This is a genomic window from Hylemonella sp. W303a (assembly GCF_046452315.1).
Classification (GTDB): Bacteria; Pseudomonadota; Gammaproteobacteria; order Burkholderiales; family Burkholderiaceae_C; genus Hylemonella.
The window spans coordinates 178,131-203,727 of sequence record NZ_JBKFDG010000005.1 but is presented as its reverse complement, the minus strand read 5'-3'; the positions used below and the strand labels follow the sequence as shown (position 1 = coordinate 203,727).

At 63.6% G+C, this 25,597-nt stretch carries 25 protein-coding genes; 4 read left to right on the top strand and 21 right to left on the bottom strand.

What is annotated here, in order from left to right:
* Positions 1-37: 37 nt before the first annotated feature.
* From nadA to ACLBKS_RS11440, 6 genes are all read right to left on the bottom strand, one after another.
* Positions 38-1,159 (bottom strand): quinolinate synthase NadA, encoded by a 1,122-nt coding sequence (gene nadA, locus ACLBKS_RS11465; RefSeq protein ID WP_410192934.1) that lies wholly within the window; start codon positions 1,157-1,159, stop codon positions 38-40.
* Positions 1,160-1,185: 26 nt separating this feature from the next.
* On the bottom strand, positions 1,186-2,091 hold the full coding sequence (gene nadC, locus ACLBKS_RS11460; protein ID WP_410192933.1) for a carboxylating nicotinate-nucleotide diphosphorylase: 906 nt from the start codon (positions 2,089-2,091) through the stop codon (positions 1,186-1,188).
* Between the two features lie 10 nt (positions 2,092-2,101).
* The gene (locus ACLBKS_RS11455; protein ID WP_410192932.1) at positions 2,102-3,136 is read right to left on the bottom strand and encodes an NAD(P)H-dependent glycerol-3-phosphate dehydrogenase; all 1,035 of its coding nucleotides are present in this window, start codon (positions 3,134-3,136) and stop codon (positions 2,102-2,104) included.
* Positions 3,137-3,157: 21 nt separating this feature from the next.
* Positions 3,158-3,622: a protein-export chaperone SecB gene (secB, locus tag ACLBKS_RS11450; protein WP_410192931.1), complete on the bottom strand. Its 465-nt coding sequence runs from the start codon at positions 3,620-3,622 to the stop codon at positions 3,158-3,160.
* 98 nt (positions 3,623-3,720) lie between these two features.
* Positions 3,721-3,987 carry a glutaredoxin 3 gene (gene grxC / locus ACLBKS_RS11445; RefSeq protein ID WP_410192930.1) on the bottom strand — a complete coding sequence of 89 codons (267 nt, stop codon included), beginning with the start codon at positions 3,985-3,987 and terminating at the stop codon, positions 3,721-3,723.
* Positions 3,988-3,990: 3 nt separating this feature from the next.
* Entirely contained in the window at positions 3,991-4,425 is a 435-nt protein-coding gene (locus tag ACLBKS_RS11440; protein WP_410192929.1) for a rhodanese-like domain-containing protein, read from the bottom strand.
* Positions 4,426-4,518: 93 nt separating this feature from the next.
* On the opposite strand from ACLBKS_RS11440, the gene gpmA reads away from it, so the two are divergent.
* From gpmA to ACLBKS_RS11420, 4 genes are all read left to right on the top strand, one after another.
* A complete protein-coding gene (gpmA, locus tag ACLBKS_RS11435; RefSeq protein WP_410192928.1) occupies positions 4,519-5,259 on the top strand; it encodes a 2,3-diphosphoglycerate-dependent phosphoglycerate mutase in 741 nt (246 codons plus the stop codon).
* Between the two features lie 174 nt (positions 5,260-5,433).
* Positions 5,434-6,876, top strand: a complete 1,443-nt coding sequence (locus ACLBKS_RS11430; protein WP_410192927.1) for a S41 family peptidase — start codon at positions 5,434-5,436, stop codon at positions 6,874-6,876.
* 13 nt (positions 6,877-6,889) lie between these two features.
* Complete coding sequence (locus ACLBKS_RS11425; protein WP_410192926.1) at positions 6,890-7,681, top strand: HesA/MoeB/ThiF family protein; 792 nt, start codon at positions 6,890-6,892, stop codon at positions 7,679-7,681.
* 175 nt (positions 7,682-7,856) lie between these two features.
* Positions 7,857-8,750, top strand: a complete 894-nt coding sequence (locus ACLBKS_RS11420; protein ID WP_410192925.1) for a MinD/ParA family protein — start codon at positions 7,857-7,859, stop codon at positions 8,748-8,750.
* A gap of 75 nt (positions 8,751-8,825) precedes the next feature.
* Here the strand turns inward: ACLBKS_RS11420 and ACLBKS_RS11415 are convergent, their stop codons facing one another.
* From ACLBKS_RS11415 to ACLBKS_RS11345, 15 genes are all read right to left on the bottom strand, one after another.
* Positions 8,826-10,004, bottom strand: coding sequence for a hypothetical protein (locus ACLBKS_RS11415; RefSeq protein WP_410192924.1), 1,179 nt, complete (start codon positions 10,002-10,004; stop codon positions 8,826-8,828).
* A gap of 29 nt (positions 10,005-10,033) precedes the next feature.
* Complete coding sequence (folE, locus tag ACLBKS_RS11410) at positions 10,034-10,768, bottom strand: GTP cyclohydrolase I (RefSeq protein ID WP_410192923.1); 735 nt, start codon at positions 10,766-10,768, stop codon at positions 10,034-10,036.
* 20 nt (positions 10,769-10,788) lie between these two features.
* On the bottom strand, positions 10,789-12,141 hold the full coding sequence (clsB, locus tag ACLBKS_RS11405) for a cardiolipin synthase ClsB (protein ID WP_410192922.1): 1,353 nt from the start codon (positions 12,139-12,141) through the stop codon (positions 10,789-10,791).
* A gap of 22 nt (positions 12,142-12,163) precedes the next feature.
* Positions 12,164-12,946 carry an endonuclease/exonuclease/phosphatase family protein gene (locus ACLBKS_RS11400; protein ID WP_410192921.1) on the bottom strand — a complete coding sequence of 261 codons (783 nt, stop codon included), beginning with the start codon at positions 12,944-12,946 and terminating at the stop codon, positions 12,164-12,166.
* Between the two features lie 13 nt (positions 12,947-12,959).
* The gene (nudB, locus tag ACLBKS_RS11395) at positions 12,960-13,466 is read right to left on the bottom strand and encodes a dihydroneopterin triphosphate diphosphatase (protein WP_410193046.1); all 507 of its coding nucleotides are present in this window, start codon (positions 13,464-13,466) and stop codon (positions 12,960-12,962) included.
* 43 nt (positions 13,467-13,509) lie between these two features.
* Positions 13,510-16,293: a cache domain-containing protein gene (locus tag ACLBKS_RS11390; protein ID WP_410192920.1), complete on the bottom strand. Its 2,784-nt coding sequence runs from the start codon at positions 16,291-16,293 to the stop codon at positions 13,510-13,512.
* Positions 16,294-16,628: 335 nt separating this feature from the next.
* The gene (gene aspS / locus ACLBKS_RS11385) at positions 16,629-18,422 is read right to left on the bottom strand and encodes an aspartate--tRNA ligase (RefSeq protein WP_410192919.1); all 1,794 of its coding nucleotides are present in this window, start codon (positions 18,420-18,422) and stop codon (positions 16,629-16,631) included.
* Between the two features lie 74 nt (positions 18,423-18,496).
* Positions 18,497-19,126 carry a DUF502 domain-containing protein gene (locus tag ACLBKS_RS11380; protein WP_410192918.1) on the bottom strand — a complete coding sequence of 210 codons (630 nt, stop codon included), beginning with the start codon at positions 19,124-19,126 and terminating at the stop codon, positions 18,497-18,499.
* Between the two features lie 66 nt (positions 19,127-19,192).
* On the bottom strand, positions 19,193-19,540 hold the full coding sequence (locus tag ACLBKS_RS11375) for an FmdB family zinc ribbon protein (protein ID WP_410192917.1): 348 nt from the start codon (positions 19,538-19,540) through the stop codon (positions 19,193-19,195).
* A 46-nt stretch (positions 19,541-19,586) separates the two neighbouring features.
* Complete coding sequence (locus ACLBKS_RS11370) at positions 19,587-20,720, bottom strand: polyamine ABC transporter substrate-binding protein (protein WP_410192916.1); 1,134 nt, start codon at positions 20,718-20,720, stop codon at positions 19,587-19,589.
* Positions 20,721-20,820: 100 nt separating this feature from the next.
* A complete protein-coding gene (ubiB, locus tag ACLBKS_RS11365) occupies positions 20,821-22,452 on the bottom strand; it encodes a ubiquinone biosynthesis regulatory protein kinase UbiB (protein WP_410193045.1) in 1,632 nt (543 codons plus the stop codon).
* The gene (locus ACLBKS_RS11360) at positions 22,449-23,075 is read right to left on the bottom strand and encodes a hypothetical protein (protein WP_410192915.1); all 627 of its coding nucleotides are present in this window, start codon (positions 23,073-23,075) and stop codon (positions 22,449-22,451) included. The genes ubiB and ACLBKS_RS11360 overlap by 4 nt, the downstream gene beginning before the upstream one ends.
* A gap of 226 nt (positions 23,076-23,301) precedes the next feature.
* On the bottom strand, positions 23,302-24,369 hold the full coding sequence (locus ACLBKS_RS11355; RefSeq protein ID WP_410192914.1) for a Tim44 domain-containing protein: 1,068 nt from the start codon (positions 24,367-24,369) through the stop codon (positions 23,302-23,304).
* Positions 24,370-24,418: 49 nt separating this feature from the next.
* Positions 24,419-25,150: a bifunctional demethylmenaquinone methyltransferase/2-methoxy-6-polyprenyl-1,4-benzoquinol methylase UbiE gene (ubiE, locus tag ACLBKS_RS11350; protein ID WP_410192913.1), complete on the bottom strand. Its 732-nt coding sequence runs from the start codon at positions 25,148-25,150 to the stop codon at positions 24,419-24,421.
* A 13-nt stretch (positions 25,151-25,163) separates the two neighbouring features.
* Entirely contained in the window at positions 25,164-25,595 is a 432-nt protein-coding gene (locus ACLBKS_RS11345; protein WP_410192912.1) for a gamma-butyrobetaine hydroxylase-like domain-containing protein, read from the bottom strand.
* Between the last annotated feature and the right edge of the window lie 2 nt (positions 25,596-25,597).

The window sequence follows — 25,597 nt, the reverse complement described above, 5'->3', positions numbered from 1 at the left end:
TTGCGCGAAACACCCCGTAACCCAGCCCTCCACACGCTCAGGCCGCGCCGAGGTGGGGCACCAGGCCTGCGAGCGGCTGGCCCGCCTTCTGCGCGGCCGTGAAAGCCAACATGCGGTCAATCGGCAAGCGCGCACGGGGAATCAACGCGGGGTCGACGTGGACCTGGTTCAGGCCGGTTTCGAGCACATGGGCGACGCCCGCCAAGCCGTTCATGGCCATCCAGGGGCAATGCGCGCAGCTTTTGCAGGTGGCGCTGTTGCCCGATGTCGGCGCTTCGATGAAGGTCTTTCCGGGGTTGAGCGTGCGCAGCTTGTGCATCATGCCCTTGTCGGTGGCGACGATGAACTCGTGTGCATCAAGCTCCTTCGCGGCCTTCAGGATGCCCGAGGTCGAGCCCACGGCGTCCGCCAGCGCCACCACGCCACGCGGGGATTCGGGGTGGACGAGCACCTTGGCCTTCGGGTGTTCTTTCTTAAGCTCCTCCAGCTCGAAGGCCTTGAATTCGTCGTGCACGATGCAGGCACCGTTCCACATCAGCATGTCGGCGCCGGTTTCGCGCTCTATGTAGGCGCCCAGATGACGGTCGGGCGCCCAGAGGATCTTGTGCCCCTGGTCCTTCAGGGCACGCACGATGTCCAGCGCGCAACTGGAGGTGACCAGCCAGTCCGCCCGCGCTTTCACGGCCGCGCTGGTATTGGCGTAGACCACCACGGTGCGGTCGGGGTGCGAATCACAGAAAGCGCTGAATTCGTCCACGGGGCAGCCCAGGTCCAGCGAGCAGGTCGCGTCCAGGTCGGGCATCAGGATGGTCTTCTCGGGGCTGAGAATCTTGGCTGTCTCGCCCATGAAACGCACGCCGGACACCACCAAGGTTTGCGCCTTGTGGTCGCGCCCGAAGCGGGCCATTTCCAGCGAGTCGCTGACGATGCCGCCAGTCTCCTCCGCCAGGTCCTGCAGGTCCGGGTGCACGTAGTAGTGCGACACCATGACCGCGTTTTTCTCCTTGAGCAGGCGGCGAATCTTGTCCTTGAGCGCGGCGCGCTCGGTGGGCGCGGGTTCGGCCGGCACCCGGGCCCAAGCGTGGTGCGTGGAACAGGCCGCGCCCGCGCTCAGGCTTTCGGGTTGCTCGTATTCGACATCGATGACTGCGCTGCCCATGATTGCTCCAACACTCCAATCGACTGTCAAAGGTCCATGAAGCGCATCGAAAAGTCGATGGCCTTCACGTCTTTCGTCAAGGCGCCGATCGAGATGCGGTCCACGCCCGTGGCCGCGATCTCGCGCACCGTCCCCATGTTCACGCCACCGGAGACCTCGAGGATCGCCCGACCCGCGTTGAGGCGCACGGCCTCACGCAGCGTCGGCAAGTCCATATTGTCCAGCAGCACCATGGTCGCGCCGGCCTGTAGGGCCTCTTCAAGCTGCGCCAGTGTCTCGACCTCAATCTCGACGAATTGGGCCACGCCAGCAATGGATGGGGTGGCCCGCACCTGGGCCAGGACCTCGGTCACGCCACCCGCCGCGGCAATGTGGTTTTCTTTGATGAGCACGGCGTCGTACAGGCCGATGCGGTGGTTCCAGCCCCCGCCGCAGTGCACCGCGTATTTCTGCGCCAAGCGCAGACCGGGCAGGGTCTTGCGGGTGTCGACGATGCGGCCACGCACGTTGGCATGGGAGCCAGACGCTTCGGAGATCGCGGCAACATAGTCTGCGGTCCGGGTGGCGACGGCACTGAGCAACTGCAAGAAATTGAGCACGGTGCGCTCCGCCGTGAGCAGGCCACGCGCCGGCCCTGTCAGTTCCAGCACCGTCTGGTCGGGCTGGCAACGCTGGCCCTCGGCCACGCGCCAGTTCCATTGCGCACTCGGTGCTGCCTGCCGCAATGCGGCCTCGGCCCAAGGGCCACCGCAAATGATTGCAGCTTCGCGCGCCAGGATGCGGGCACGTGCAATCTTGCTCGCCGGTACCAAGGCCGCAGTCAGGTCACCGGTGCCCACATCTTCCGCCAGCGCGCGTGCCACGTCGGCCTGTGCCAAGTTCCGAAGCATGTCGGTGGTGTATTCGAGCACGGGAGAGGTCGTCACGGACATGGCATCCCCATCAACGAATTTCAGAACTGGGCTCGCGCTCCATCAGGGCCTGCACGGCCTGCTGCGGCTGCATCTCGCCATCCAGCAGGGCCACGACGGCTTCCGTGATGGGCATGTCCACGCCCAAATGGCGTGCTCGTTGCGCAACCGTGCGAGCACAGTAGACGCCTTCGGCCACATGGCCGAGTGAAGTCACGGCCTCGTCCAAGGTTTTGCCTTGGGCCAGCAACAGCCCCACCTTGCGGTTGCGGCTGAGATCGCCGGTGGCGGTCAGCACCAGGTCTCCCAGACCGGACAGGCCCATGAAGGTTTCCGCGCGCGCCCCCAAAGCAAGGCCAAAACGCATCATCTCGGCGAGACCGCGAGTGATGAGCGCGGCGCGGGCATTCAAGCCCAGGTTGAGGCCGTCACACAGACCCGTGGCGATGGCCAAGATGTTCTTGACAGCCCCGCCCACCTCCACGCCGACCAGATCGTCGTTCTCGTAGACGCGCAGGCGGGGACTATGGAAGGCCTGCACCAGGCGTTCACGCACCAAGGCGTGGGCGCTGGCCGCGACCAGGGCGGTGGGTTGGCCCAGGGCAACCTCTTGCGCGAAGCTCGGGCCACTCAGGACACCGGACTGCAACTGAGGAGCCACCTCAGCCTGGACCTCATGCGCCATCAATCCCACGGACTGCGCTGACTCTGTCTCACCTGCATCGATCCGGCTGCGCTCCAACCCCTTGCAGATCCAGGCCACCGGCACGCGGCAATCGCCCAGCTCTTGCAGCAATCCCCGCAGGCCGGCCATCGGGGCGCCCAGGATGACCAAGTCCTGACCCGCGCAAAAGCTGGCGACATCCACGCCGTCCACGACGCGCAAATCCTTCGGCAACCGCAGGCCCGGCAGATAACGCGCGTTGACGTGGTCGGCGCGCATGGCGCGTGCCTGCGCTGCGTCGCGCGCCCACAGGGTGACCTGGTGCGCCTGACGCGAGTTCGCGCTGGCGCTGACCGCCAGTGCCGTGCCCCACGCCCCCGCTCCCAGGACCAAGATGTTCATGCCAAAAGGCTCCAGCCAGCCTTACTGGATTTGCTGCCCCGCAGCGCCGTTCGGAGCGCCGCTGGCAGACGCCTGCTGCTGTTCATACAGAGCCTGGAAATTGATCTCTTGCAAGTGCACTGGCGGAAAGCCCGCGCGCTGCACCAAATCCGCGACGTTGCCACGCAGGTAAGGAAAGACGATTTGCGGGCAAACGACGCCCAAGACGGGGCCCATTTGGGTCGCGGGAACGTTGCGGATCTCAAAGATGCCAGCCTGCTTGGCCTCCACCAGAAACACGGTCTTGTCCGCGATCTTGGTGGTCACGGTGGCCGTCACGCTGACTTCAAACACGCCGTCGGCCACGGGCTCGCCCGCGACGTTGAGTTGGATGTCCACCGAGGGCTGTTCATTCTGCAGAAAGATGGCCGGGGAATTGGGTTGTTCCAACGACGCTTCCTTGAGGTAGACGCGCTGAATCTGGAAGACGGGCTGTGGTTCGGCCATGGTGGGGTCTCTGTTGTCTGGAGTTGGAATGGAGGCTCGGGCCGCCCAACGTCATTCGCCGGGGGCATGAACGCATCGCGCAAGATGCTGCGGATGCGTCAGGCCGGAGTATGACCGAGCAAGGGCAGCAAACCGCCTTGGGCATCCAAGGCCATCAGATCATCGCAGCCACCGACGTGGGTCTCACCAATGAAAATCTGCGGCACCGTGCGGCGACCGGTGATCGCCATCATCTGCTCACGCTGGGCCGGATCGGCATCGATGCGAATTTCTTCGATCTGATCGACGCCACGGGCCTTGAGCAATTGCTTGGCGCGGATGCAATAGGGGCAGACCGCCGTGGTGTACATCTTGACGGGCTGCATGGCTCAAGCCTTCGCGGATTTGCTGTCCTGGGACTTGCTCGACGAGGCCACAGGCAGGTTGGCGGCACGCCAGCCCTTCAATCCGCCCGCCAAGGCCAGGGCGCGGTTGTACCCCAGACCCTTGGCCATGCGCGCCGCGGTGGCAGCGCGCGAACCGCTGGCGCACATGAAGATCACGGGCACGGCCTTGTTCTTTACGGCCTGAGGCAGTTGCTCCTTCAGTTGCGCAAGGGGCACGCTTTTCGCGCCATTGGCGTGCGCAAGGGCGTACTCGTCCTCCGAGCTGACGTCGACCAACACCGCTTTTTCGCGATTGATGAGTTGCACGGCCGCGGCGGGCGCCAGTGCACCTGCACCGCTCAGGGCGGGACGCAAGAGCAGCAAGCCGGAAACGAGGACCACCAGAATCAGGGCCCAGTTATGAAGAATGAAATCCACGGAAATCCTTGCAGCGGTTCTAGAAAGAATGGGATTTTAAAATGGCGGGCTTTCCCCCGCGCAAAACTCCCTTCTTACCCATATTCAAGCCCCATGTACAAACTTGTGCTCATCCGCCACGGTGAATCGACCTGGAACCTGGAAAACCGCTTCACCGGCTGGACGGATGTGGATCTCACCCCCACCGGCGTGGCCCAGGCCATGGCCGCCGGCCAGCTGCTGAAAGCCGAAGGCTATGACTTCGACGTTGCTTACACCAGTGTGCTCAAGCGTGCCATTCACACCCTCTGGCACGTGCTGGACGGCATGGACCGTGCCTGGCTGCCCGTGGTGAAACACTGGCGTCTGAATGAGCGCCATTACGGGGCGCTCCAAGGGCTGAACAAGGCCGACATGACCCGTCAGTACGGCGAAGCCCAGGTCCTGGTTTGGCGTCGCAGCTACGACACGCCGCCGCCAGCGCTGGACGCCACCGACCCGCGCAGCGAGCGCGGAGATCGCCGCTACGCCCAACTGCCCCCGGCCGACGTTCCGCTCACCGAATGCCTCAAGGACACGGTGGCGCGGGTGATACCGTTCTGGAACGACAGCATGGCCCCGGCCATCAAGGCGGGCAAGCGCCTGGTCGTGGCGGCACATGGCAATTCCATCCGAGCCTTGCTCAAGCATCTGGACGGGATTTCAGACACCGATATCGTGGGCCTGAATATCCCCAACGGCATCCCACTGGTCTACGAACTGGATGCCAACCTCCGGCCTATCCGCCACTACTACCTGGGAGACGCTGAGGCTGCCGCCAAGGCCGCCGCCGCCGTGGCACGACAGGGAGCCTGAGCCACGCTCGTATCCCTTTCGCAGCGCAGCAAATCGCCGCGCCCATGCCCTTGGCTGGCCCCACGAAAGCCGCAAGCGTGTATATTGGCTACAGATTCCGCCCGCCTCGCGCGGGCGGCAAAAACAACACTTAGGCCTCCTCATTCGAGCCTCCTTATTCCTCGGGCACCTACCATGGGGCAAAAACTGAAAATCGCAGGCTGGGTTTCGTTGGGCGTGCTCGCGGGCGCGCTCACCACGGTGTCGCTGCAAACCGTCGCGCGCAACGCTGCAGCCCCACTGCCGCTGGAAGAGCTGCAGCAGCTGGCAGCTGTCTTCAGTCTGATCAAGACCGATTACGTCGAACCCGTTGACGAGAAGAAGCTCATCACCGACGCAATCTCGGGCATGGTGTCCAGCCTGGACCCGCATTCCCAGTATTTCGACAAGAAGAGCTACAAGGAATTCCGCGAAGGCACATCGGGCCGTTTCGTGGGGGTGGGTATCGAGATCACGCAAGAGGATGGACTGGTCAAGATCGTTTCTCCCATCGAAGGTTCGCCAGCCGATCGCGCGGGCCTCAAGACCAACGACCTGATCACCCGCATTGACGACACCGCCGTGAAGGGTTTGACGCTGAACGAAGCTGTCAAGCGCATGCGCGGCGAGCCCAACACGAAGGTCATCCTGACCATCTTCCGCAAGGACGAAAACCGGTCCTTCCCCGTGACCATCGTGCGCGAGGAGATCAAGACCCAGTCCGTCAAGGGCAAGGTGATCGAGCCGGGGTACGCGTGGGTGCGCTTGTCGCAGTTCCAGGAGCGCACCGTCGAGGATTTCGTCAAGAAGATTGGCGACATTTACAAGCAAGAGCCCAATCTGAAGGGCCTGGTGCTGGACCTGCGCAACGATCCGGGTGGATTGCTGGACGCGGCCGTGGCGATTTCCGCCGCTTTTCTGCCAGAGAACGTGACCGTGGTGTCGACGGACGGGCAGTTGGCGGAGAGCAAGTACACCTTCAAGGCCTCGCCCGAGCATTACCTGCGCCGCAGCGGCGCAGATCCGCTCAAGCGCCTTCCCGAGGCCCTCAAGAAGGTGCCGCTTGTGGTGCTGGTCAACGAAGGGTCCGCTTCGGCCAGCGAGATCGTGGCCGGCGCCCTGCAGGACCACAAACGCGCCACGCTCATGGGCAGCCAAACCTTCGGTAAGGGTTCGGTCCAGACCGTGCGCCCGCTGGGACCCGATACCGGGTTGAAGATCACCACCGCCCGCTACTACACGCCTTCGGGTCGCTCCATCCAGGCCAAGGGCATCCTGCCGGACGTGCTGGTGGATGAAACACCCGAAGGGGATCTTTTTGCCGCCCTGCGCACCCGCGAGGCAGATCTGGACAAGCACCTGTCCAACGGGGACGGCAAGGAAGAGAAACGCCAGCAGGACGAACGCGCCAAGGCGCGCGATGCGGCTTTGAAGCGCCTTGAAGAAGAAGCCAAGAAGCCGCCGGCCGAGCGCAAACTGCCGGAATACGGCAGCGCGGAAGACTTCCAACTCATGCAGGCGCTTAACCAGCTCAAGGGCCGCCCGGTGATGGTCAGCAAGACGCTGGCCGAACGCAAGGACGAGCCCAAAGAAAACTGATTCGGCTCAGTTCATGACCGATGACGAGCTGCTGCGGTATTCGCGGCATATCCTGCTGGACGAAATCGGCGTCGAGGGCCAGGAACGCATCCTGAGCGGCAAAGCCGTGCTGATTGGCGCAGGCGGCCTGGGATCTCCCGCCGCGCTGTATTTGGCGGCTGCGGGCGTCGGCGCCGGCACTGGGCACATCACGCTGGTAGACCCCGACGAGGTGGATCTCACCAATCTGCAGCGGCAGATCGCCCACAGCTCCGAGCGCGTGGGGTCCCCGAAGGTGACTTCCGCCGCCGCCGCCATGGCACTCCTCAATCCAGGTGTGCATGTGCGCACCGTGGCACGGCGCGCTGATCCCGAGCTGCTCGCAGCGCTGGTGGCCGAGGCGGACGTGGTCTTGGATTGCAGTGACAACTACGCTACCCGGCAGGCCGTGAACGCCGCTTGCGTGCGCGCCCGTAAACCCCTGGTTTCAGGTGCAGTCATACGTTTCGACGGACAGATCGCGGTCTTTGACCCTCGCCAAACGGACGCGCCTTGTTATGCCTGCCTCTTTGACCCCCGCGAGGCATTCGAGGAAGTGTTGTGCTCCACCCTGGGTGTCTTCGCGCCCCTCGTGGGTGTCATCGGCGCCATGCAGGCCGCAGAAGCTTTGCGACTGCTCATGGCTACGTCGACCGCCGCGCATTCGCAAACGCCCTCCCCATTGACCGGCCGCTTGCTGATGCTGGATGGCCTGCGCATGCGCTGGAACGAGGTGCAAGTGCCTCGCAACCCCGCTTGCCCGGTCTGTGGGCTGCCGCACGCTTGAAGAACGCGACACGGTCCACGCTCAAACCCTACTTTTCAGCTTTTGGGAGCGCGAGCGGCATCTGAAAGCCTGATTTACAGGCTTTCCTCCTCGGTATTTTCCGGCCCAGCATCTCTGTGGGGTCGATAGACTTTACCGTTCCTTACATTACCCCAACCCTGTCCAATCCTTGCCGGTGTCTACAACTCGCGCGCCTGCGGCACCCACCGCTTCGTCCACCAAGCCGCTGTCACGGGCCTTACCGACCCACGGACAGGGGCATGGCAGGGTGTTGGCCGTGACCAGCGGCAAGGGTGGCGTGGGTAAGACCTTTGTCTCCGCCAATTTGGCGGCCGCCCTCGCGCGGCGCGGCCTGCGGGTGCTGGTGCTGGACGCCGACCTGGGACTGGCGAACCTCGACGTGGTGCTGAACCTCTACGCTCGCACTACCCTGCATGATGTGCTCACTGGCAAGGCTAAGCTGGAACAGGCCATCGTGCCGGCGCCTGGCGGTTTCTCGGTGCTCATGGGCGGCTCGGGCATGGCTGAATACGCCCGCCTGACACCCGATATGCGCGAGAAGTTCACCCAGGTACTGAACTCTCTGACACCACGGTATGACGTGGTACTGCTGGATACCGGCGCGGGCATTTCCGACGCGGTGTTGTTCGCGGTCTCGCTAGCCTCCGAAGTGGTGCTGGTCGCCACTCCAGAGCCGACCTCGCTGACCGACGCCTACGCGACCATCAAGGTGTTGGTCAATCAGCAACGTCGACCCCGCATCCACATGATCGTCAACCAAGCCAGCCGCCCTGGCGATGGCCGCGCCATCACCATGCAGCTGCAACAGGTGGTGGAGCGCTTCGTGGTGCAGGAAGGTGCCGAGGGGACGGAGGGCTCCGCTGCGGGATCGGAGGCCGGCCGCCTGATCCATCTGGGCGACATTCCCAGTGACCCGGCCGTGCGACAGGCGGTGATGCGTCGGCAATTGCTGATGCAAGCCATGCCTGGCGCCCCGGCCGCGCTGGCCATGGTCCAAGTGGCCAGCAAGCTGCAAGACACAGCCTTGCGCCCTGGCTCAGGGGATTGAGCACACCACGGATCTTGCAAGCCCCCGCCAAGTGCGGGCCTCGTTCGCATGCCCGCGGCATGGATCTCATGGATCTCACCAGGGCGAATCTTCGCCACCCGCGTCTTCGGTTTCCGCAGTTCCACTCGGGATGGCCGCATTCATCGCCTTCACATGCCCCCCGGAGGCAAACCATCGGTAGAGGGCGGGACGTGCTCGCAACAGCGCCTTGGGATCGGCATGGAACAGAGCAAAAGATTCGGCGAAGGATTCCTGCACGGATTCACGGCCGTAGTCCGTCGGCGGGGGTAAACCCGCCAGCGCTTGCAGATAGGCCGTGATGACCGGGCCCGGGTTGCGCAGACGTTCGGCGTCGGCAATCAGTTCATCGTAGCGGCGGGCCAAATCATCGTGCCGGCGGATGAGCATGTTGTAGCGCGCAGGCTGATCCCGCAGCCGCCAGGCGTCACTGCGGTACTTTTCAGCCGCGATCCGAAGGCTTTCCGCCGCGCACAGGGTGTGCCGCGCGGGGGCGCGTTCAACCGCATGACCAATCTCGTGAAGCAAGGGGAACAGCACGGCGTCACGCGGCGCGGTAATGTCGCCCACGAACACAAAGCGGTTGAAACCGGCGCCCGCGGGATAGAGGGTGATCCGTGCTTGGCAGCCATCCAGCTCGTACCGCGCGGCCTTGTCGCGTCCCAAATCGCGCTGGCTGCGCTCGAAGCGCACCGTGCGCAGAACGGACAACTCCTCCGGCAGCAGCAAGGCAAGTGATTCGGTCAGTGACTGGCGTTCAGTCTCACTCCACTCGCCTCGAAAGCTCTTTTGCAAGCCGAAGCGTTCACGGATTCTCGCTTCCGTCAAAGCCACCTCTCGAGGCGCGTCCCCCCTTGAAGAAAGAATGCGCAGGCTGTCGTTTCCACCGATCAGCACGGAGACAGGCGCCGCCCCCTTGCCCGCGACGTGGATGCGCATGTCGTATTCACCACCGGTACGGCCCAGCAACACGGCGGCCCACAAAGCGCCCAGCTCGGCCGTGGGCAGCATCTGCAGAGTTGCCGAATTCAGCGGTGTTTCCTTGCCGTCGACATCCACCCAGACAGCGCGGCGTCCATCAAGGCGACGCAGAATCTCCTCGGGAAGTTCGCGCACCTGCTTTTCTGGCAAGGGCTCGTGGCGCAGCTCGGTTCTGTCGTAGAAAAGCTGGGGCGTGCCGCAACCTGCCAGCAGCAGAGCGATGACCAGGAGCGCAACCTGCGCTGGGAATTTCAAGGCAGCCCCGGTTCGAACCGCCTCCCCGCCTACTTCTGGCGGGGAATCAAGGACAGAAACTCCTGTCGCAAGACAGCGTCCTTCAGGAAGACGCCGCGCATCACGGAATTCAGCATCTTGCTGTCCATGTCACGCACGCCACGCCACGACATGCAGTAGTGATTGGCTTCCATCACCAGGGCCAGTCCATCGGGCCGGGTCTTCTTCATGATCAGGTCGGCGAGTTGCACCACGGCCTCTTCCTGAATCTGAGGCCGGCTCATCACCCACTCGGCCAGGCGCGCGTATTTCGACAAACCAATGACGTTGGTGGATTGGTTCGGCATGACACCGATCCAGAGTCGGCCAATGACCGGCACAAAATGGTGGCTACAGGCACTGCGCACCGTGATCGGCCCAACGATCATGAGCTCGTTCAGATGCTCCGCGTTGGGAAATTCGGTGATGCGCGGCGACGGCAAGTAGCGCCCCTTGAAGACCTCGTTCAGGTACATCTTGGCAACGCGGCGCGCCGTGCTCTCGGTGTTGTGATCATTGACCGTGTCGATCACCAGGCTGTCGAGCACGCCTTGCATCTTGGCTTCCACCTCGTCCAGCAATGCCTCCAACTCACCGGGCTGGATGAATTCAGCAATGTTGTCGTTGGCATGAAAACGATGGTTGGCGGCCTTCACGCGCTCGCGAATCTTGACGGAAACCGGCACGCCCTCGTCGGTGCTGGGGCGGGTCGTGGACAAGGCTGCGGTGATGAGGGAGGAAGTCATGCGACTATCCTATCAGGGGCTCAATACTTCTGCCCGAGTAGGAACAAAGCCACACGAACCGCCCCCAGCGCCAATCGGTCGAGGAAGCGCTGACGCCATGGCCGGCGCGCAAAGTCGTCGGTCACAACCCCACGCCCACCGCTGCGCATGGCCTCCAGGAGACGCTCTCGCAGTTCCGTGGCGAAGGCTGCATCCTCCACCACCACATTCGCCTCGCGCGCCAGCAGCAGGCTCAGTGGGTCCAAATTGGACGATCCCACGGTAGCCCAGGGAGTCACGCCCGGTTGACGACAGGTCGCGTCGATGACTGCCACCTTGGCATGCAGAAAACTCGCCGAATACTCGTGGATTTCCACACCCGCCGCCAGCAGCGAGCCGTAGACAGTGCGCACGGCGTGGTACTGCATGAAGTATTCATACCGCCCCTGCAAGAGCAAACGCACGCGCACCCCGCGCCGGGCCGCCTCGATCAGCGCTTGCCGCAGCTTGCGCCCGGGCAGGAAGTAGGCATTGGCGATGATGATCTCCTCCCGCGCTGCACGTATCGCACGGCGGTAGGCATGCTCAATGTGCCTGCGGTGCAAGAGGTTGTCGCGCAGCAGCAGCGCCGCGCGCGCCGAGCCCGGCGCCTCGACAGGACGGGGCGCGCTTGTCGCACGTTGCGCGGTGGCCTTCGCACCCGACTCCAAACGCCTCGTCAAATGCCGGTGGCCGCGCTCATCGCGCAACCAGTCTTCTGGCTGCCAGCGCCGCCAGATCTGCATCATGGCCTCGCGTGCCACGCTCACCAGGGGCCCCTGCACACGCACGGCAAAGTCAAAACGCGGCGCCTCGAGAGGGCCGTGATTGGGGTCCATACGATCGTCAAGGATGTTGATCCCACCGCAGAACGCAATTTCCCCGTCGATCAGACAAAGTTTGCGATGAAGCCGCCGCCAGCGGCTCGGGCGAAGCAAGGACAGCCAGCGCAACCAAGGTCCACCAGGCTTGTACAAGCGCCAACGCACTCCCGCGACGCTCAAGCGGCTCGCCCAGACTGCGGGCAGTTGGGGGGTGCCGACGCCATCGGCCAGCAGCGAGACCGACACGCCGCGTTCTGCGGCACGCACCAAGGCATCCACGATCAGGCGTGCAGCATCGTCTTGCCAAAAAATGTAGGTTTCCAGCCGGACTTCGCGCTGGGCGCCGTCCATGGCCTCGACCATGGCGGGAAACAGTTCCGCCCCGCCTTGCAACAAATGCACCCGATGACCTGGACGAGTGGTGACCAGACGGGCCGCGCGGCGCACCAGACGACGCAAGGCACGTTGGGTTGCGCGTCGGCGGATGGCCCATTCGCGCAGCGGACTCAGGCCCCGCCTGGATTGCGTCACGGGCGACACGGCTGCGACCTCATTACGGCAGGGAGAATTCGGCGATCAGCGGCAGATGGTCGGACATGCGCCACCAGGCGCGTCCCCTCGGCACCATCACGCGCAAGGGCGTCAGCCCCCGCACATAGACGTAATCCAACTGCACCAGAGGCAGCCGCGCGGGAAAAGTGGGGTGCGCCGCCGGTTCGCAGGTCTGCAAGCCCATGCGTTCAAAATGCCGATGGACACGCTCGCCCCAGTCGTTGAAGTCTCCTGCCACGATCAGCGGCGCTTCGTGGGGAATCTCGCGGCGGATGTATTGGTCCAGTTGCGCGGCTTGACGCACGCGGCTGGCCCGAATCAGCCCCAGATGCACGACCAGCACATGCACGCTCAGTCCCCGCACGGACACCACCCCATGCAGCAAGCCACGCTGCTCGAAACGGTGGTCCGACATGTCCTCGTGCCCCGCGCTCAGCACCGGCCAACGTGACAGCATGGCGTTGCCATGCTCACCATGTCGGGTGTAGGCATTGGTGCGGTAGAGGGCCTCATACCCCTCGGGCGCGAGGTAATCAGCCTGCGGCAACTCAGGCCAGCGGCTGAAATGGGCGGCCTCGCGGTGGTTGAGCTTGCGGACTTCTTGGAGGCAGACAATGTCCGCGTCGAGCTGTTCAACGGCCAGGCTCAGGTTGTGGATTTCCAGGCGGCGCCGCGGGCCCAAGCCCAGCACCCCTTTGTGGATGTTGTAAGTGGCCACCCGCAAGGTCATGGCCTGGAGACCGGCAGTGGGCTCGGCAGAATTTGGGCGGACGGCGGGCGGCATGGCCCGCATTTTTTCACGACTTCTGCCCGAGGCCGCCGACGGACTGCGCGAAGCGTGGCAAAAGCAGGCAAGCCTCGGCATTGCTGGGTGAAGCGCAAACCTGGGCCGCTTCTCGCCAGGGCAGCCATTGGTAGGCCCGATGTTCGCGGGGTGAGAGCCTGACCGGCGTTCCGGCAGGCACACACAGGCTGAACAGGCGTTCCGTGTTGTGCGTCACATCCGGTGCGTAACGCTTGCGCCACCACGGATAGATTTCGTACACGTTCTCCAGTTCCCAGTCCCTCAGCCCCTGCGGCCACTGATAGGCATCGATCCCTGTTTCCTCCTGCACCTCGCGCCAGGCGGTCACGGCGTAGGGCTCGTCCACATGGTCCTTGGAGCCCGTGACCGATTGCCAATACTCCGGCCAAGCGTCGGGCGTATCCGCGCGTTGGATCAGCAGCACCTCAAGCGCCGGGGTATGGATGACCACCAGCACGGACTGTGGAATCTTGAAACTTCTGCCATAGGCTGGGTCCATGATCGTGCGGCCCTGGTGCAAGCGGAGTGAGCGTCGCCGTCCGTCAGCTCACCGACAGTTTCAAACCTGAGCGTGCCGGCGCCGAGTGCCCCTTCAGCAAGGCGTCCAGGTCTTGGGGCTGAGCGGATGGCTCCAGCGCACCTGCCGCGCACTGCTGGAGCCAAGTGGACGACAGGCGGCACAGCATGCCAGAAGGCCTCGAACCGCCCTGGGAGGCCGTCACCGGCACGCCGATGACCGCGTCGATCAGCGCGGTCTGCCCACCAAAGCCAACTGGCTGGAATTGACGCCGGTCGAGGTCAAGCATCGGGCCCAGCGCGTCAACGCGCAGCGCCAACTCGCGCTCCCCGCCGTCATCCAATATCACCTTCACGATGATCAATTGCCGGTCCGGATCGGCTTCCCTTTGCATCTGCAAGGCTCGGCCCTGCAGTGCTTCCGATGCGTCAGCGACTTGCTCGGGATCGGCGCGCGAGCCATGGGGCGATGCCAGCGCGGCATCGTTGCGCACGATGGAGCGCAGATCCAACAGGGGACACACGCGATGGCCGATGGGCGCGAGGCCCAGGAAAGGCGGGCGCGCTGGCCCTGCACCGCGAGCGGTCACATCGGGCGCGGCAGCGACGACTTGTGCCGCGTCTATGCCCAGCCAGTACGTGCCCAGCATGAAGGTCGCCATTTGCACCCTCTGCGCCGTGTCCACGCGCGCGCCCTGGGTCTGGACCATGGGCACCGTCGCACGTGCCGGCCGGCGCTCACACAGGTGTCGCAAAGCGAGACAGCTCAGGCCATGGTCATAGCCGTCCTGGGCGCGGAATTCGCGGTAGCCCGCGCCCCGCGCCACCCCCACGCCATGCAAATGCCCCGCCAGACTGACCATGCGTCCGCCCGTGCGGCAGGATTCGATCGCGCCATCGCCTTGCAACAAGGCCTGGACATCCGGGTGCCCCTGCGCCAGCACCAGCTGATCACGGCTGTCAATGAACGCCAGGAGGTCACGTTCGCCGCCGCCCTCGGCGCAGTCCTGGAGGATCGACTGCAGTTGCTGCGCAGCGTCCCAGACAATGGCTATGCCGCCTAGATTCATGCCCGCATTGTGGCCGCTGGTGGCCTTGACGTCACGCACGGCCGCCGCATAGATGAAGGTGGGGCCAAGGTCGTAGAAGCGGCTGGGAGCGAAAGCGCTGACCACATACTCTTGCGCGCTGGACAGGCGCAGGCAACGCGTCACCCACTCCTCGTCCAAGACGGTGCCGATCAGGGCCTGTTGTGCGGGGTTGGACACCGCCATGACGCGCCCCTGTCGATCGAACAGCACCAGGCTGCTGTACACGGTGTAGAGCGCGTTGATGTCGCTCAGCACCCGGGTGGCTTGCTCGCAACCGACCCGCCCAGCAGCCAAGGTCTCACTGAATTGCGGGGTCAGCGCCCACCAGCGGCAATCGTTCGCGCGCTCGTACAGGTTGCGATCCAGGATCTGCATGGCCAGATCAGCGCGGCTCTGGCCGTCGCGCAGGATCGATCGGGTCACCACGCCGTACAGATCCTCCAGCGCGCCGGAAAACGCCCGCGCGGTCTTGCGGGCCGTGGCACCGATCTCCGACAGCAAGGTTTTGGCGAACAACAAGTCACGAGGCGCGGCCGCCTCGGTGCGACCCGCCCCCTCCTGCATCTGGTTGAGTTCCAGCAACCCGTTCCACACCGAGCGCTCCAGCGCCGACTGGATGGCCACCGAGCGCCGGGGAATCTCACGCAGCTCGGCGGACAGGAAATCCGCGTTGCCAGCCAACTCCTGGGTCAGCGCGCTGTGTTCAGAAGCGGCGGCATCGTCAAACGCAACGTCCAGAGGCAGCATGGCCAGGCCGCGCCAGCCGGGACCGGCGTAGCCTTGGAAACTGCGCGCCTCACGCACGACGGCGAGGTACCTGCGGCTGAAATGCTGCAGCATGAATGCGCCTGACGCCTGCCCAGGCGGCAGTTCCCAGCGCACGGGCCAGCCCAAGGGCAGTTGGTGCGTGTCACTGGAAGCCAGCACGCTTGCGTGCCCATCCACCAAGGCAAGCACCACATCCCCGCCATGTTCACGGTCGTTGCCCTGGATGGACTGGAATAGGGCTGGCATTTCATCCGACATCTTGAAGACCAGCACGACAACGCCGACCACGCGCCCTTGGGACTCCACCCGATGGGCGTAGGTCAGGGCAGGATGGCGCAAGCCGGTATAGGCGCGAACGGCATAGTCTTCGGTGTGGGGCGCATCGCTGACCATGACCTGCCGCAGGAAGTCCGCATCGTCGCCCCCCGCCTCCTCGCCAAGGGACAGGCCCTCCCCCTCACGCAGGACCGCCGCGAGCCGGCACTGCGCATCGAAGAGGTAGATGTTGTCGTACACGGTGTACTTGCTGGCGTACTGCCGCAGGCGGCTGGCGATCACCTCCGGCTGGCGCTGCGGCGCGGGCGTGCAAAGGAAGTCCGCCAGGACGACGTCGGTCGAGAAAAAGCCGATGTCCGCGGTCCGCTCAAAGAGGTTGCGCACCAGCACATCGATGCAAATCTGAGCCCTGCTGTTGAGGTCGTCGACGCAGTTGTGCACGGCCTCGGCAGCGAGCCCATGCATCAATTCGATGGAGAGCGAGGAAAAGTCCTGCCGTGCGCGCGCCAGATCGCCGCCGGACGACGCATTCGATGACAGCAGCGACAGGGAAGACAGCAAGGACAGATGATCCCAAGCGTTCTCGACGAGGCGCAACTCCTGACGCTGGCGCTCGACGCTCGGCATGTAGCGCAACCATTGCTCCGGTGCGGGCAAGGTGTGGGTGGATGACATGAAACCCCTCCCTGGGTTTTCTTAAGTGATTCAGCATGCTAATAGTGATGGGGGGCATCGGTCCAATTCCTTGAACTTGCAAGTAAATCCCAGCCGACTTGGCAGGGGCGCACTTGCATCCATTCCGACTCCCTCCTTCGAGACGCCATGCATGCACAAGGCATGCCCACTCAGGCGATGCCGGCGCACCAAGAAAAAAGGCGTCCGAAGACGCCTTTTGCCATGCATTTGTCACTTTTACGTGCCAACACCGTTCTGCTCATGCCCTCATCACCTCATGGGAAGGGCGATCGGGACCGGCCAACGCCCAAGCAGGGCGATGATTTGGAAGGGGTTCAGGCCGCCTGCGGATTGCGCAGGCGGATATGGAGTTCCCGCAGCTGTTTTTCGTCCACCGGACTCGGCGCTTGGGTCAACAGACACTGTGCACGCTGGGTTTTGGGGAAGGCGATCACGTCGCGGATGGATTCGGCGCCGGTCATCAAGGTGACGATCCGGTCCAAGCCAAAGGCCAAGCCACCGTGCGGAGGCGCACCATATTGGAGCGCGTCCAGCAAGAACCCGAACTTCAGACGCTGCTCATCGGGGCCGATCTTGAGCGCATCGAACACCTTGGCCTGCACGTCAGCGCGATGGATACGCACCGAGCCGCCGCCGATTTCCCAGCCGTTGAGCACCATGTCGTAGCCCTTGGCGATGCACTTCTCGGGGTCGGTGACCATCCAATCCTCGTGACCGTCCTTGGGCGCGGTGAACGGGTGGTGCACGGCGCTCCAGCGCTGCTCGTCCTCGTCGTACTCGAACATGGGGAAGTCCACCACCCACATCGGCGCCCAACGGGCCTCGAACAAGCCACTCTTCTTGCCAAACTCGCTGTGGCCGATCTTGATGCGCAGCGCGCCGATGCTGTCGTTGACGATCTTGGCTTTGTCCGCGCCGAAGAAAATCAGGTCCCCATCCTTCGCGCCCGTGCGCTTGAGGATCTCGGCGATCGCGGTGTCATGCAGGTTCTTGACGATGGGCGATTGCAGACCATCGCGGCCCTTGGCCACCTCGTTGACCTTGATCCAGGCCAGCCCCTTGGCACCATAGATCTTGACAAACTCGGTGTAGCCGTCGATTTCGCCGCGGCTCATCTCACCGCCGCCTGGCACGCGCAGGGCAACCACGCGACCACCCTTGGTCTGCGCTGGCGTGGAGAACACCTTGAAGTCCACGTCCTTCATCACGTCCGTCAGCTCGGTGAATTCGAGCTTGACGCGCAGGTCAGGCTTGTCGGAGCCGAAACGGTGCATCGCCTCGGAATACGCCATGACCGGGAACTCGCCCAGGTCGATGCCCAGCACGTTCTGGAACACCGTCTTGATCATGCCCTGGAACATGTCGCGGATGTCCTGCTCGGTCAGGAAGGAGGTCTCGATATCGATCTGCGTGAACTCGGGCTGACGATCGGCGCGCAGGTCCTCATCGCGGAAACACTTGGTGATCTGATAGTAGCGGTCGAAGCCCGCCACCATCAGCAATTGCTTGAAGAGCTGAGGCGATTGCGGCAAGGCGAAGAACATGCCGTCGTGCACGCGGCTGGGCACCAGGTAGTCGCGCGCGCCCTCGGGCGTGCTCTTGGTCAGCATCGGCGTCTCGACGTCGATGAAGCCATTGGCGTCGAGGAATTTGCGCACTTCCATCGCCACGCGGTAGCGCAGCATCAGGTTGTTCTGCATGTAGGGGCGGCGCAGATCCAGCACGCGGTGGGTGAGGCGCGTGGTCTCGGACAGGTTCTCGTCGTCCAGCTGGAACGGCGGTGTCACCGAGGGGTTGAGCACGGTCAACTCGTGGCACAGCACCTCGATCTTGCCGCTCTTGAGACCGTCATTGGTCGTGCCCGCCGGACGCGCGCGCACCAGACCCTTGACTTGCACGCAGAACTCGTTGCGCAAATCCTCGGCGGCCTTGAACATCTCGGGGCGATCCGGGTCGCAGACCACCTGGACATAACCTTCACGGTCGCGCAGGTCCACGAAGATCACGCCGCCATGGTCACGCCTACGGTTGACCCAGCCACACAAGGTGACGGTCTGACCCAACAAGGCTTCGGTCACCAGACCGCAGTAATGGGAGCGCATGGACATGGAGTATTTCTCTTTCTGGCTTGTTCTGATGGGGAATGGATCGGGGATCGATAGGCCGCGCGCGCAGGCTAGGCTCAGGCGGGATCGGAAGATCCGATCTGCACCTTGGAACCGGGCGCGATCACGCCCATGGAAATCACGTAGGTCAACGCCGCGTCGACGCTCATGTCGAGAACAACGCAGTCACTGGCCTTGAGCATGACGAAGTAACCACCCGTCGGGTTCGGGGTTGTGGGGACAAAAACACTCAGGTAGTCGCCTTGCAAGTGGTTCACCAGCTCGCCTCCGGGTGTGCCAGTGACAAAGCCGATCGTCCACATTCCAGGACGTGGCCATTGCACCAGCACGGCTTGCCGGAAGGCATTGCCTTTCTCGGAAAACAAGGTGTCCGATACCTGCTTGACGCCGGAATAAATCGAGCGCACCACGGGAATGCGCTGCAGCAGCGCATTGCCCCAGGCCAGGAGTTGGTTGCCAATGATGTTGGAGGCCAGCGCACCGATCGCGAGCACGACCACCACGGCGAAGATCACTCCCAGCCCGGGGATATGGAAACCCAGCAGGTTATCCGGATGCCAGGCCCTGGGCAGGATGCGCAGGGTCTGGTCCAGCGTGCCGATGACCCAGTTCAACACCCACAGGGTGATGATGAGCGGCACCAGGACCAGCAGGCCCGCGAGCAGCCATTTGCGGAATTTCGCCATCACGGAAGCACTCCTGCCATTTTCAATGTTTTGGGTCATCTCACCTGCCGACGCGCGTCAACAGGCTCAGGCGCAACCGCACCCCGTTCCGCAGCTGTGTCCCGAGGCCGCCGCTGCCGTGGTCGCGCCGCCACCGTCTGATGAGCCAGAGCCAGATCCGCCACCGCCTCCCGAGTCACCGGATGCACCTCCAGAGCCGCTGCCGGAGGATTCAGAACCTCCACCCCCCGAACCACCTCGGAAGTCAGTGACATACCAGCCACTGCCCTTGAGCTGAAAACCCGCCGCGGTCACCTGCTTGCTGAAACTGGCCTTGCCGCAGTTTGGGCAAATCGTCAGTGGTTGATCGGAAATTTTTTGCAGCACGTCCTTGGCAAGGCCGCAGGCGCTGCACTTGTAGGCGTAGATGGGCATGGTGTGATGTGAACTGGAGTGGTGACGAGGGAATCGGAACTGACGATCAGCGGTCCACCTTGAAATTGGTGAAGGTGCGAGTGATCAGACGCATGGTGGCCGCGTCGGGGGTGTCCGGCGCGATCATCGAGGCCAGTCCGGCAGCGTCCGGAAACACCGCCGGGTCCTTGGCCAGCAAGGGATTGACGAACTTCATGCTCGCCTTGTTCGGGTTGGCGTAGAAGACGGCGTTGGTCAGGGAGGCATGCACTTCCGGACGCAAGATGTAGTTGATGAACTTGTGGGCGTTCTCCGGGTGCTTGGCGTCCTTGGGAATCGCCATCGTGTCGAAGAACAGCAGGCCGCCCATCTTGGGCAACATCACTTGCAGGTTTTGGGGCTTGCCTGCTTCGTTGGCCTTGTCCTTGGCGATCATGATGTCGCCCGACCAGCCGACCACGGCGCACAGCTGGCCGCTGGCCATCTGGTCAATGTAGTCAGAGCCCGAACCGGCGAAGCGGCCCACATAGGGACGGACCGCCTTGAGCATCTTGCCAGCCTCTGCGTAGTCCGCTGCGTTCTTGCTGCGCGGGTCCTTGCCGATGTACTTGAGCGCGATGGGCAAGACTTCCGAAGCGGTGTCCAGGAAGGAAATGCCGCATTTCTGCAGCTTGGAAGCGTACTCAGGCTTGAACACCAAATCCCAGGCGTTGGCTGGCATCGGCATGCCACCCAGGGCTTTCTTGACCTGGTCAGCGTTGATGCCCACGGTGGTGTAGCCCCAGAGCCAATCGACCAGGTGTTCGTTGCCCGGGTCGACCTTGGCCAACTGGGCCTGGATCGCGGGGTCCAGGTTCTTCAGATTGGGGATCTTGGACTTGTCCAGCTTCATCAGCAGGCCGCCCTGTATCTGCAGCTTGGCGAAGTGCGACCCCGGCACCACGATGTCGTAGCCCGACATGCCGGCCATCAGCTTGGCGTGCAGGGCCTCGTTGCTGTCGAAGTTGTCGTAATTGACCTTGATGCCAGTTTCCTTCTGGAAATTGGCGATCGTGTCCTCGGCGATGTAGTCAGCCCAGTTGTAGATGTTGAGCACCGGCTCCTCGGCAGCCTCCACGCTGGAGACCACGCCAGTGAAACCGGTGACTGCCAGTGCCATGGCCGCGACGAATCCGCGCAACCGAGGGGTCAAAGTCTTCATGTCCATCAATCCTTTCGAGGAACGAGCAGGCGGTGAAATTACAGAATGCTGAAAACAGCGAGCGGTTTCAGGTCAAACCCCGGGATTATCCGGTGAAAACCTAGCGACCTTGGAAAAAACCGCTGAAGGCATCGGCCAAGGCGGGCCAGTTCCAGAGGACCTGCATCAGCAGCACCCCTGTTGCAAAACCGATGCCCGCCGCAAACAGGATCTGCAGCAGTCGGCGAGTCGCACGCTGCTCGGCGAGCAAGGCCTCCAGGGTGCGCCGTCCGCTTCCCGTCGCGGCCGAACCCTGACGCTCCCGCAGGAAGTCGTGCAACAGACGCGGCAGCTCCGGCAGCAACTTCGCGTAACGCGGTGCCTGGTTTTTCAGCTCGGCCCACAGGCGCTTGGGGCCGATCTGATCGGCCATCCATTTCTCCAGGAAGGGTTTGGCCGTGCTCCAAAGGTCCAGGTCCGGATCCAGATCACGCCCCAGACCTTCGATGTTGAGCAGGGTTTTCTGCAGCAGCACCAGCTGAGGCTGGATTTCGACGTTGAAACGGCGGGAAGTCTGGAACAGGCGCAGCAGCACCATGCCCAGTGAGATTTCCTTCAGCGGGCGGTCGAAATACGGCTCGCAGACGGAGCGCACCGCCGCCTCCAACTCGTTGACCCGGGTCTCGGGCGGCACCCACCCGCTCTCGATGTGCAGTTCGGCCACGCGCTTGTAATCCCGCCGGAAAAAGGCCGTGAAGTTTTGCGCCAGGTATTCCTTGTCGAATTCGGTCAGGGTGCCGACGATGCCGAAATCCAGCGAGATGTAGCGACCGAACGTGGCCGGGTCCGTGCTCACGAAGATGTTGCCGGGGTGCATGTCCGCGTGGAAAAAGCCGTCACGGAACACCTGGGTGAAAAAGATCGTCACCCCATCGCGGGCCAGCTTCTTGAGATCCACTCCGGCCTCGCGCAGTCGCTGCGTCTGGCTGATCGGGATGCCCTGCATGCGCTCCATCACGATCACGTCGCTGTGGCAGTAATCCCAGAACATCTCGGGAATCAACACCAGGTTCAGCCCGGCCATGTTGCGCCTCAGCTGGGCGGCGCTCGCGGCCTCGCGCACCAGATCCAACTCGTCGTGCAGGTAGCTGTCGAACTCGGCGACCACCTCCCGGGGCTTGAGGCGACGGCCATCGGCGGACAGGTTCTCGACCCAAGCGGCCATCCAGCGCATCAGCGCCAGGTCCTTCTCGATGATCGGCAACATTCCCGGGCGCAACACCTTGACGGCCACCTCGCGCCCGACATGCCGACCATCCTTGCCGCGCAGGCGGGCGAAATGCACCTGGGCAATCGAGGCACTGGCCACGGGCTCTCGCTGGAACTCACTGAAGATGCTGTCCAGCGGCTGACGGAAAGAGCGCTCGATGGTCGCCACCGCCACCTCCGAGCTGAAGGGTGGCACGCGATCCTGCAGCTTGGCCAGCTCTTCGGCGATATCGGGCGGCAGCAGATCACGCCGTGTGGACAGCACTTGCCCGAATTTGACGAAGATCGGCCCCAGACGCTCCAGGGCCTCACGCAGGCGGACGCCGCGCGGCTTGTTCAGGGGCCGACCAAAAGCGACGATGCGTGCGGCCACCCGCAGCCAGGGTTTGCGAAAGCTGGAGAGCACCAGCTCGTCCAGGCCATAACGCAACACGATCCAGACGATGTAGGCGCCGCGCAGAAAACGGCTGGCCACCCCGGTCATGCCGGTGCTCCAGGCCCAGCGGAAACCCCGGAAGAGCCAGACCGGGCAGGTAGCCACGCGCGCAAGGCCTGTCCCGCACGCCGCGCGACCTGGATCAGGCTGTGGGCAGGGGCGTCACCGATCAGACGAGCCAAATCCTCTTCGATGTCCCAGCGCAAATGCTCAGCCAGCCAGTTCAGCTCGGAGGCCAAAGCCACATGCCCTTCAATGCGCACGGGGGGCTGCCCCCCCGCGAGCAAGGTCTGCGCCACGGTCACCGGTGACGCCTCCGTGACCGTCAGCGTCAAGTCCGGCGCTTGGGTGTCCTCGGTCGGATCAGGGCCCGCCAGATCAAACAGCCCCGCAGGCGTGCAGCGAAGCATGAAACTGAGATCGCGCCACTGGAACAACACCGATCGCCCTTGCTGGCGCGCGAGGCGAACCATGGCCTCGGGTTCCTGCATCAGAACGTGGTTGAGCAGCAGCACGACCCTGCGCTGCACCTCCCGCACTGCCCAAGCAGGGGGCTGAGGCAATCCATCCAATGAAGGAACGGACAGTGGCGAGGGGAAAGGTGGCTTGGGCAAGACGCCGAGCAACTTTTGCGCAACGCCTTCAAGCATGGACAAAGGAGAGGACTGCATAAACCTTCGATTATTCCCGGTTCTGTCCTCTATCCGACCAAGCCAATCACAAATCAGGCAAGGGCCCCATGGCACCCACCTCAGGGCTCTGTCGAGGGCTGCCGTGGGGCGAAGAACGCCGGCGAGCAGCCACGCCGCTCAACTTGCTAAAGCCACCAAGGCTGGCGGCCACCCAGACCACAAAACACAGCGATCGATGGCCAAGAGACCGTGAAGCAGGGCGAGATCACTGCAGGGCCTGCACGCCCGCGACCAACCAGCCGCGGCTGCCATCGCGCGGCTTGGTCATGTTCCAAACCTCGCGGAAGGGACTCGGCCCGCTGTGACGGTCTTCGCGCACCATGCCAGAAAACTCAACGCTGGCCATGTACTCGCCGCCGAGGTCCTCGATGCCCAGCAACTGGGCCTGCAGCATCTGCACTTCGGTCAGGTTCGGTTCGCCGCCAGACAGGCGCTCGCGCTCTGCCAATTGGGCGCTGATTTCTGCCAGCATCTCGTCGGTCATCATGGAGCGCAGCGTGACCATGTCGGCCTTGTCCCAAGCCGCCTGGAGATGAATGAAATTGCTCTTGGCGACCTTGAGGAAGCTCTCGACATCAAAGCCAGCGGGCACGCTCCAATCCCCCGCCTTGCCATTCAAAGCCGATCCAATCACCACGCCCTGCGGGTTACTTGCAGCCGCAGCACCCGCGCCTTGCTCCCAGGGCCGTGCGGAGGCATCGTTGCCGACGTTCTCTGGAAAATAGGCCGATGGAATGGTGGCCACGCCGGAGCCTCCCGCACCCTGAAAGGCGTAACTGTTGCGCGGGGCCGACGCGGTGGCCCGGGGACGGAGCAGCCAGCGAACCAACACAACGGCGAGCAACACAAACAGGGCGATCAGCAAGAACTGACCAAACGCGGCGCCCAGGCCTAAGCTGCTTGCCAACCAGGCCAGGCCCAGACCCGCGGCCAAACCTCCCAACAAGGCCATGCCGGTGCGGCGGGCAGGCGCGGAAGCCGCGCCTGCAGCAGCGGTAGACGCTGCCGGTGCAGCTGCAGTGGCGGGGGTCGCGGGGCTACCGCCAGCGGCCGCGCCATTTTGCGTGGACGAAGGAGATGAGGCTGGGGTCGAAGCAGGAGGCTGGGCCGGCGCGTCGCGTCGCATCACATTGCCAGACTGCTTGCCAACGGAAGAACCGCCGGCCAGACGGCGAGCCTCGGCCTCGGTTGAACCCAGCACCATCACCAGCCCCAATGCCGCAGAGAGGACCAGCGCCCCGCCCTGCTTCAGCCCATACAACCCGCGCTTCATGCACCGACTCCCAAACAAAACGAACGTGAATGACGAATGACGAAAAGTATCAGGTCTTGATTCCAACATGCAAGGCGACCACACCACCCGTCAGGTTATGGAAGTCCACATGACCGAATCCGGCTTTGAGCATCAAGGCCTTCAGCTCCTCCTGACCCGGGTGCATGCGGATGGACTCGGCCAGATACAGATAGCTGTCCGCGTCGCCCGCGACGAACTTGCCCAGCAGGGGCAATACCTTGAAGGAGTACCAGTCATAGGCTTTCTCCAGGGGAGGTGCGACCTTGGAGAACTCCAGCACCAGCAAGCGGCCACCGGGCTTGAGCACCCGACGCATCTCGGTCAGGGCGATGTCCTTGTGAGTCATGTTGCGCAGGCCGAAGGCCACGCTGACGAGGTCGAAATGTCCCTCGGGGAAAGGCAACTTTTCCGCGTCACAGACCACCGTGGGCAACACCACGCCCGCATCCAGCAAGCGGTCACGGCCCACGCGCAGCATGGCTTGGTTGATGTCGGTGTGCACCACTTGCCCCGTCTTGCCCACCTCGCGCGCGAAGGCAAGCGCGAGGTCCCCGGTCCCTCCCGCGATGTCGAGCGCGCGCTGGCCTTCCTTGAGGTTGGCCACCATGACGGTGTAACGCTTCCAGAGCCGGTGCAAGCCACCGGACATCAAATCGTTCATCACGTCGTACTTGGAGGCGACGGAATCGAACACGCCACGCACACGCCGTGCTTTTTCGGTCTCATCGACCGTTTCGAAACCAAAATGGGTCTGACTCATGGATGGCCCTGTCTCAATGGTGGTGGCCGCAGGCGTGACCGCCCTGGCCGTGACCCGCGCTCGCGGGCATGGGCGCGTCGCGGTTCAACCCCGCAGCCTGCAGCTTGGCTTCGTACTCAGCCCAGAGTCGCGACTCCTGGGAGCCGAGAAGGTACAGGTAGTCCCAGGTGTAGAGGCCGCTGCTGTGCCCGTCGCTGAAAGCGGGCTGCACGGCGTAGTTGCCCACGGGCTCCAAGCCGACCAGTTCCACCTCGCGCTTGCCAGTCTGCAGGACTTCCTGCCCCGGGCCATGCCCCTGCACCTCGGCCGAAGGCGAGTAGACCCGCATCAGTTCGAAGGGGATGCGAAAAATCTTGCCATCCGTGAACGCCACCTCCAACACGCGCGATTTGCCGTGCACCGTCATGTTCAGCGGCTTGGGCGAGCCGGCTTTCAAACCTGCCATGG

Coding starts and splice junctions, on each gene's coding strand:
- gpmA (WP_410192928.1), top strand. CDS start 4,519: ATGTACAAACTTGTGCTCATCCGCCACGGTGAATCGACCTGGAACCTG.
- nadA (WP_410192934.1), bottom strand. CDS start 1,159: ATGGGCAGCGCAGTCATCGATGTCGAATACGAGCAACCCGAAAGCCTG.
- folE (WP_410192923.1), bottom strand. CDS start 10,768: ATGACTTCCTCCCTCATCACCGCAGCCTTGTCCACGACCCGCCCCAGC.
- ACLBKS_RS11390 (WP_410192920.1), bottom strand. CDS start 16,293: ATGTCATCCACCCACACCTTGCCCGCACCGGAGCAATGGTTGCGCTAC.
- grxC (WP_410192930.1), bottom strand. CDS start 3,987: ATGCAGCCCGTCAAGATGTACACCACGGCGGTCTGCCCCTATTGCATC.
- ACLBKS_RS11455 (WP_410192932.1), bottom strand. CDS start 3,136: ATGAACATCTTGGTCCTGGGAGCGGGGGCGTGGGGCACGGCACTGGCG.
- nadC (WP_410192933.1), bottom strand. CDS start 2,091: ATGTCCGTGACGACCTCTCCCGTGCTCGAATACACCACCGACATGCTT.
- ACLBKS_RS11360 (WP_410192915.1), bottom strand. CDS start 23,075: ATGCAGTCCTCTCCTTTGTCCATGCTTGAAGGCGTTGCGCAAAAGTTG.
- ACLBKS_RS11375 (WP_410192917.1), bottom strand. CDS start 19,540: ATGCCCATCTACGCCTACAAGTGCAGCGCCTGCGGCCTTGCCAAGGAC.
- ACLBKS_RS11430 (WP_410192927.1), top strand. CDS start 5,434: ATGGGGCAAAAACTGAAAATCGCAGGCTGGGTTTCGTTGGGCGTGCTC.
- ACLBKS_RS11345 (WP_410192912.1), bottom strand. CDS start 25,595: ATGGCAGGTTTGAAAGCCGGCTCGCCCAAGCCGCTGAACATGACGGTG.
- aspS (WP_410192919.1), bottom strand. CDS start 18,422: ATGTCCATGCGCTCCCATTACTGCGGTCTGGTGACCGAAGCCTTGTTG.
- ubiE (WP_410192913.1), bottom strand. CDS start 25,150: ATGAGTCAGACCCATTTTGGTTTCGAAACGGTCGATGAGACCGAAAAA.
- ubiB (WP_410193045.1), bottom strand. CDS start 22,452: ATGACCGGGGTGGCCAGCCGTTTTCTGCGCGGCGCCTACATCGTCTGG.
- ACLBKS_RS11370 (WP_410192916.1), bottom strand. CDS start 20,720: ATGAAGACTTTGACCCCTCGGTTGCGCGGATTCGTCGCGGCCATGGCA.
- secB (WP_410192931.1), bottom strand. CDS start 3,622: ATGGCCGAACCACAGCCCGTCTTCCAGATTCAGCGCGTCTACCTCAAG.
- ACLBKS_RS11355 (WP_410192914.1), bottom strand. CDS start 24,369: ATGAAGCGCGGGTTGTATGGGCTGAAGCAGGGCGGGGCGCTGGTCCTC.
- ACLBKS_RS11380 (WP_410192918.1), bottom strand. CDS start 19,126: ATGGCGAAATTCCGCAAATGGCTGCTCGCGGGCCTGCTGGTCCTGGTG.
- ACLBKS_RS11400 (WP_410192921.1), bottom strand. CDS start 12,946: ATGCCGCCCGCCGTCCGCCCAAATTCTGCCGAGCCCACTGCCGGTCTC.
- ACLBKS_RS11425 (WP_410192926.1), top strand. CDS start 6,890: ATGACCGATGACGAGCTGCTGCGGTATTCGCGGCATATCCTGCTGGAC.
- nudB (WP_410193046.1), bottom strand. CDS start 13,466: ATGGACCCAGCCTATGGCAGAAGTTTCAAGATTCCACAGTCCGTGCTG.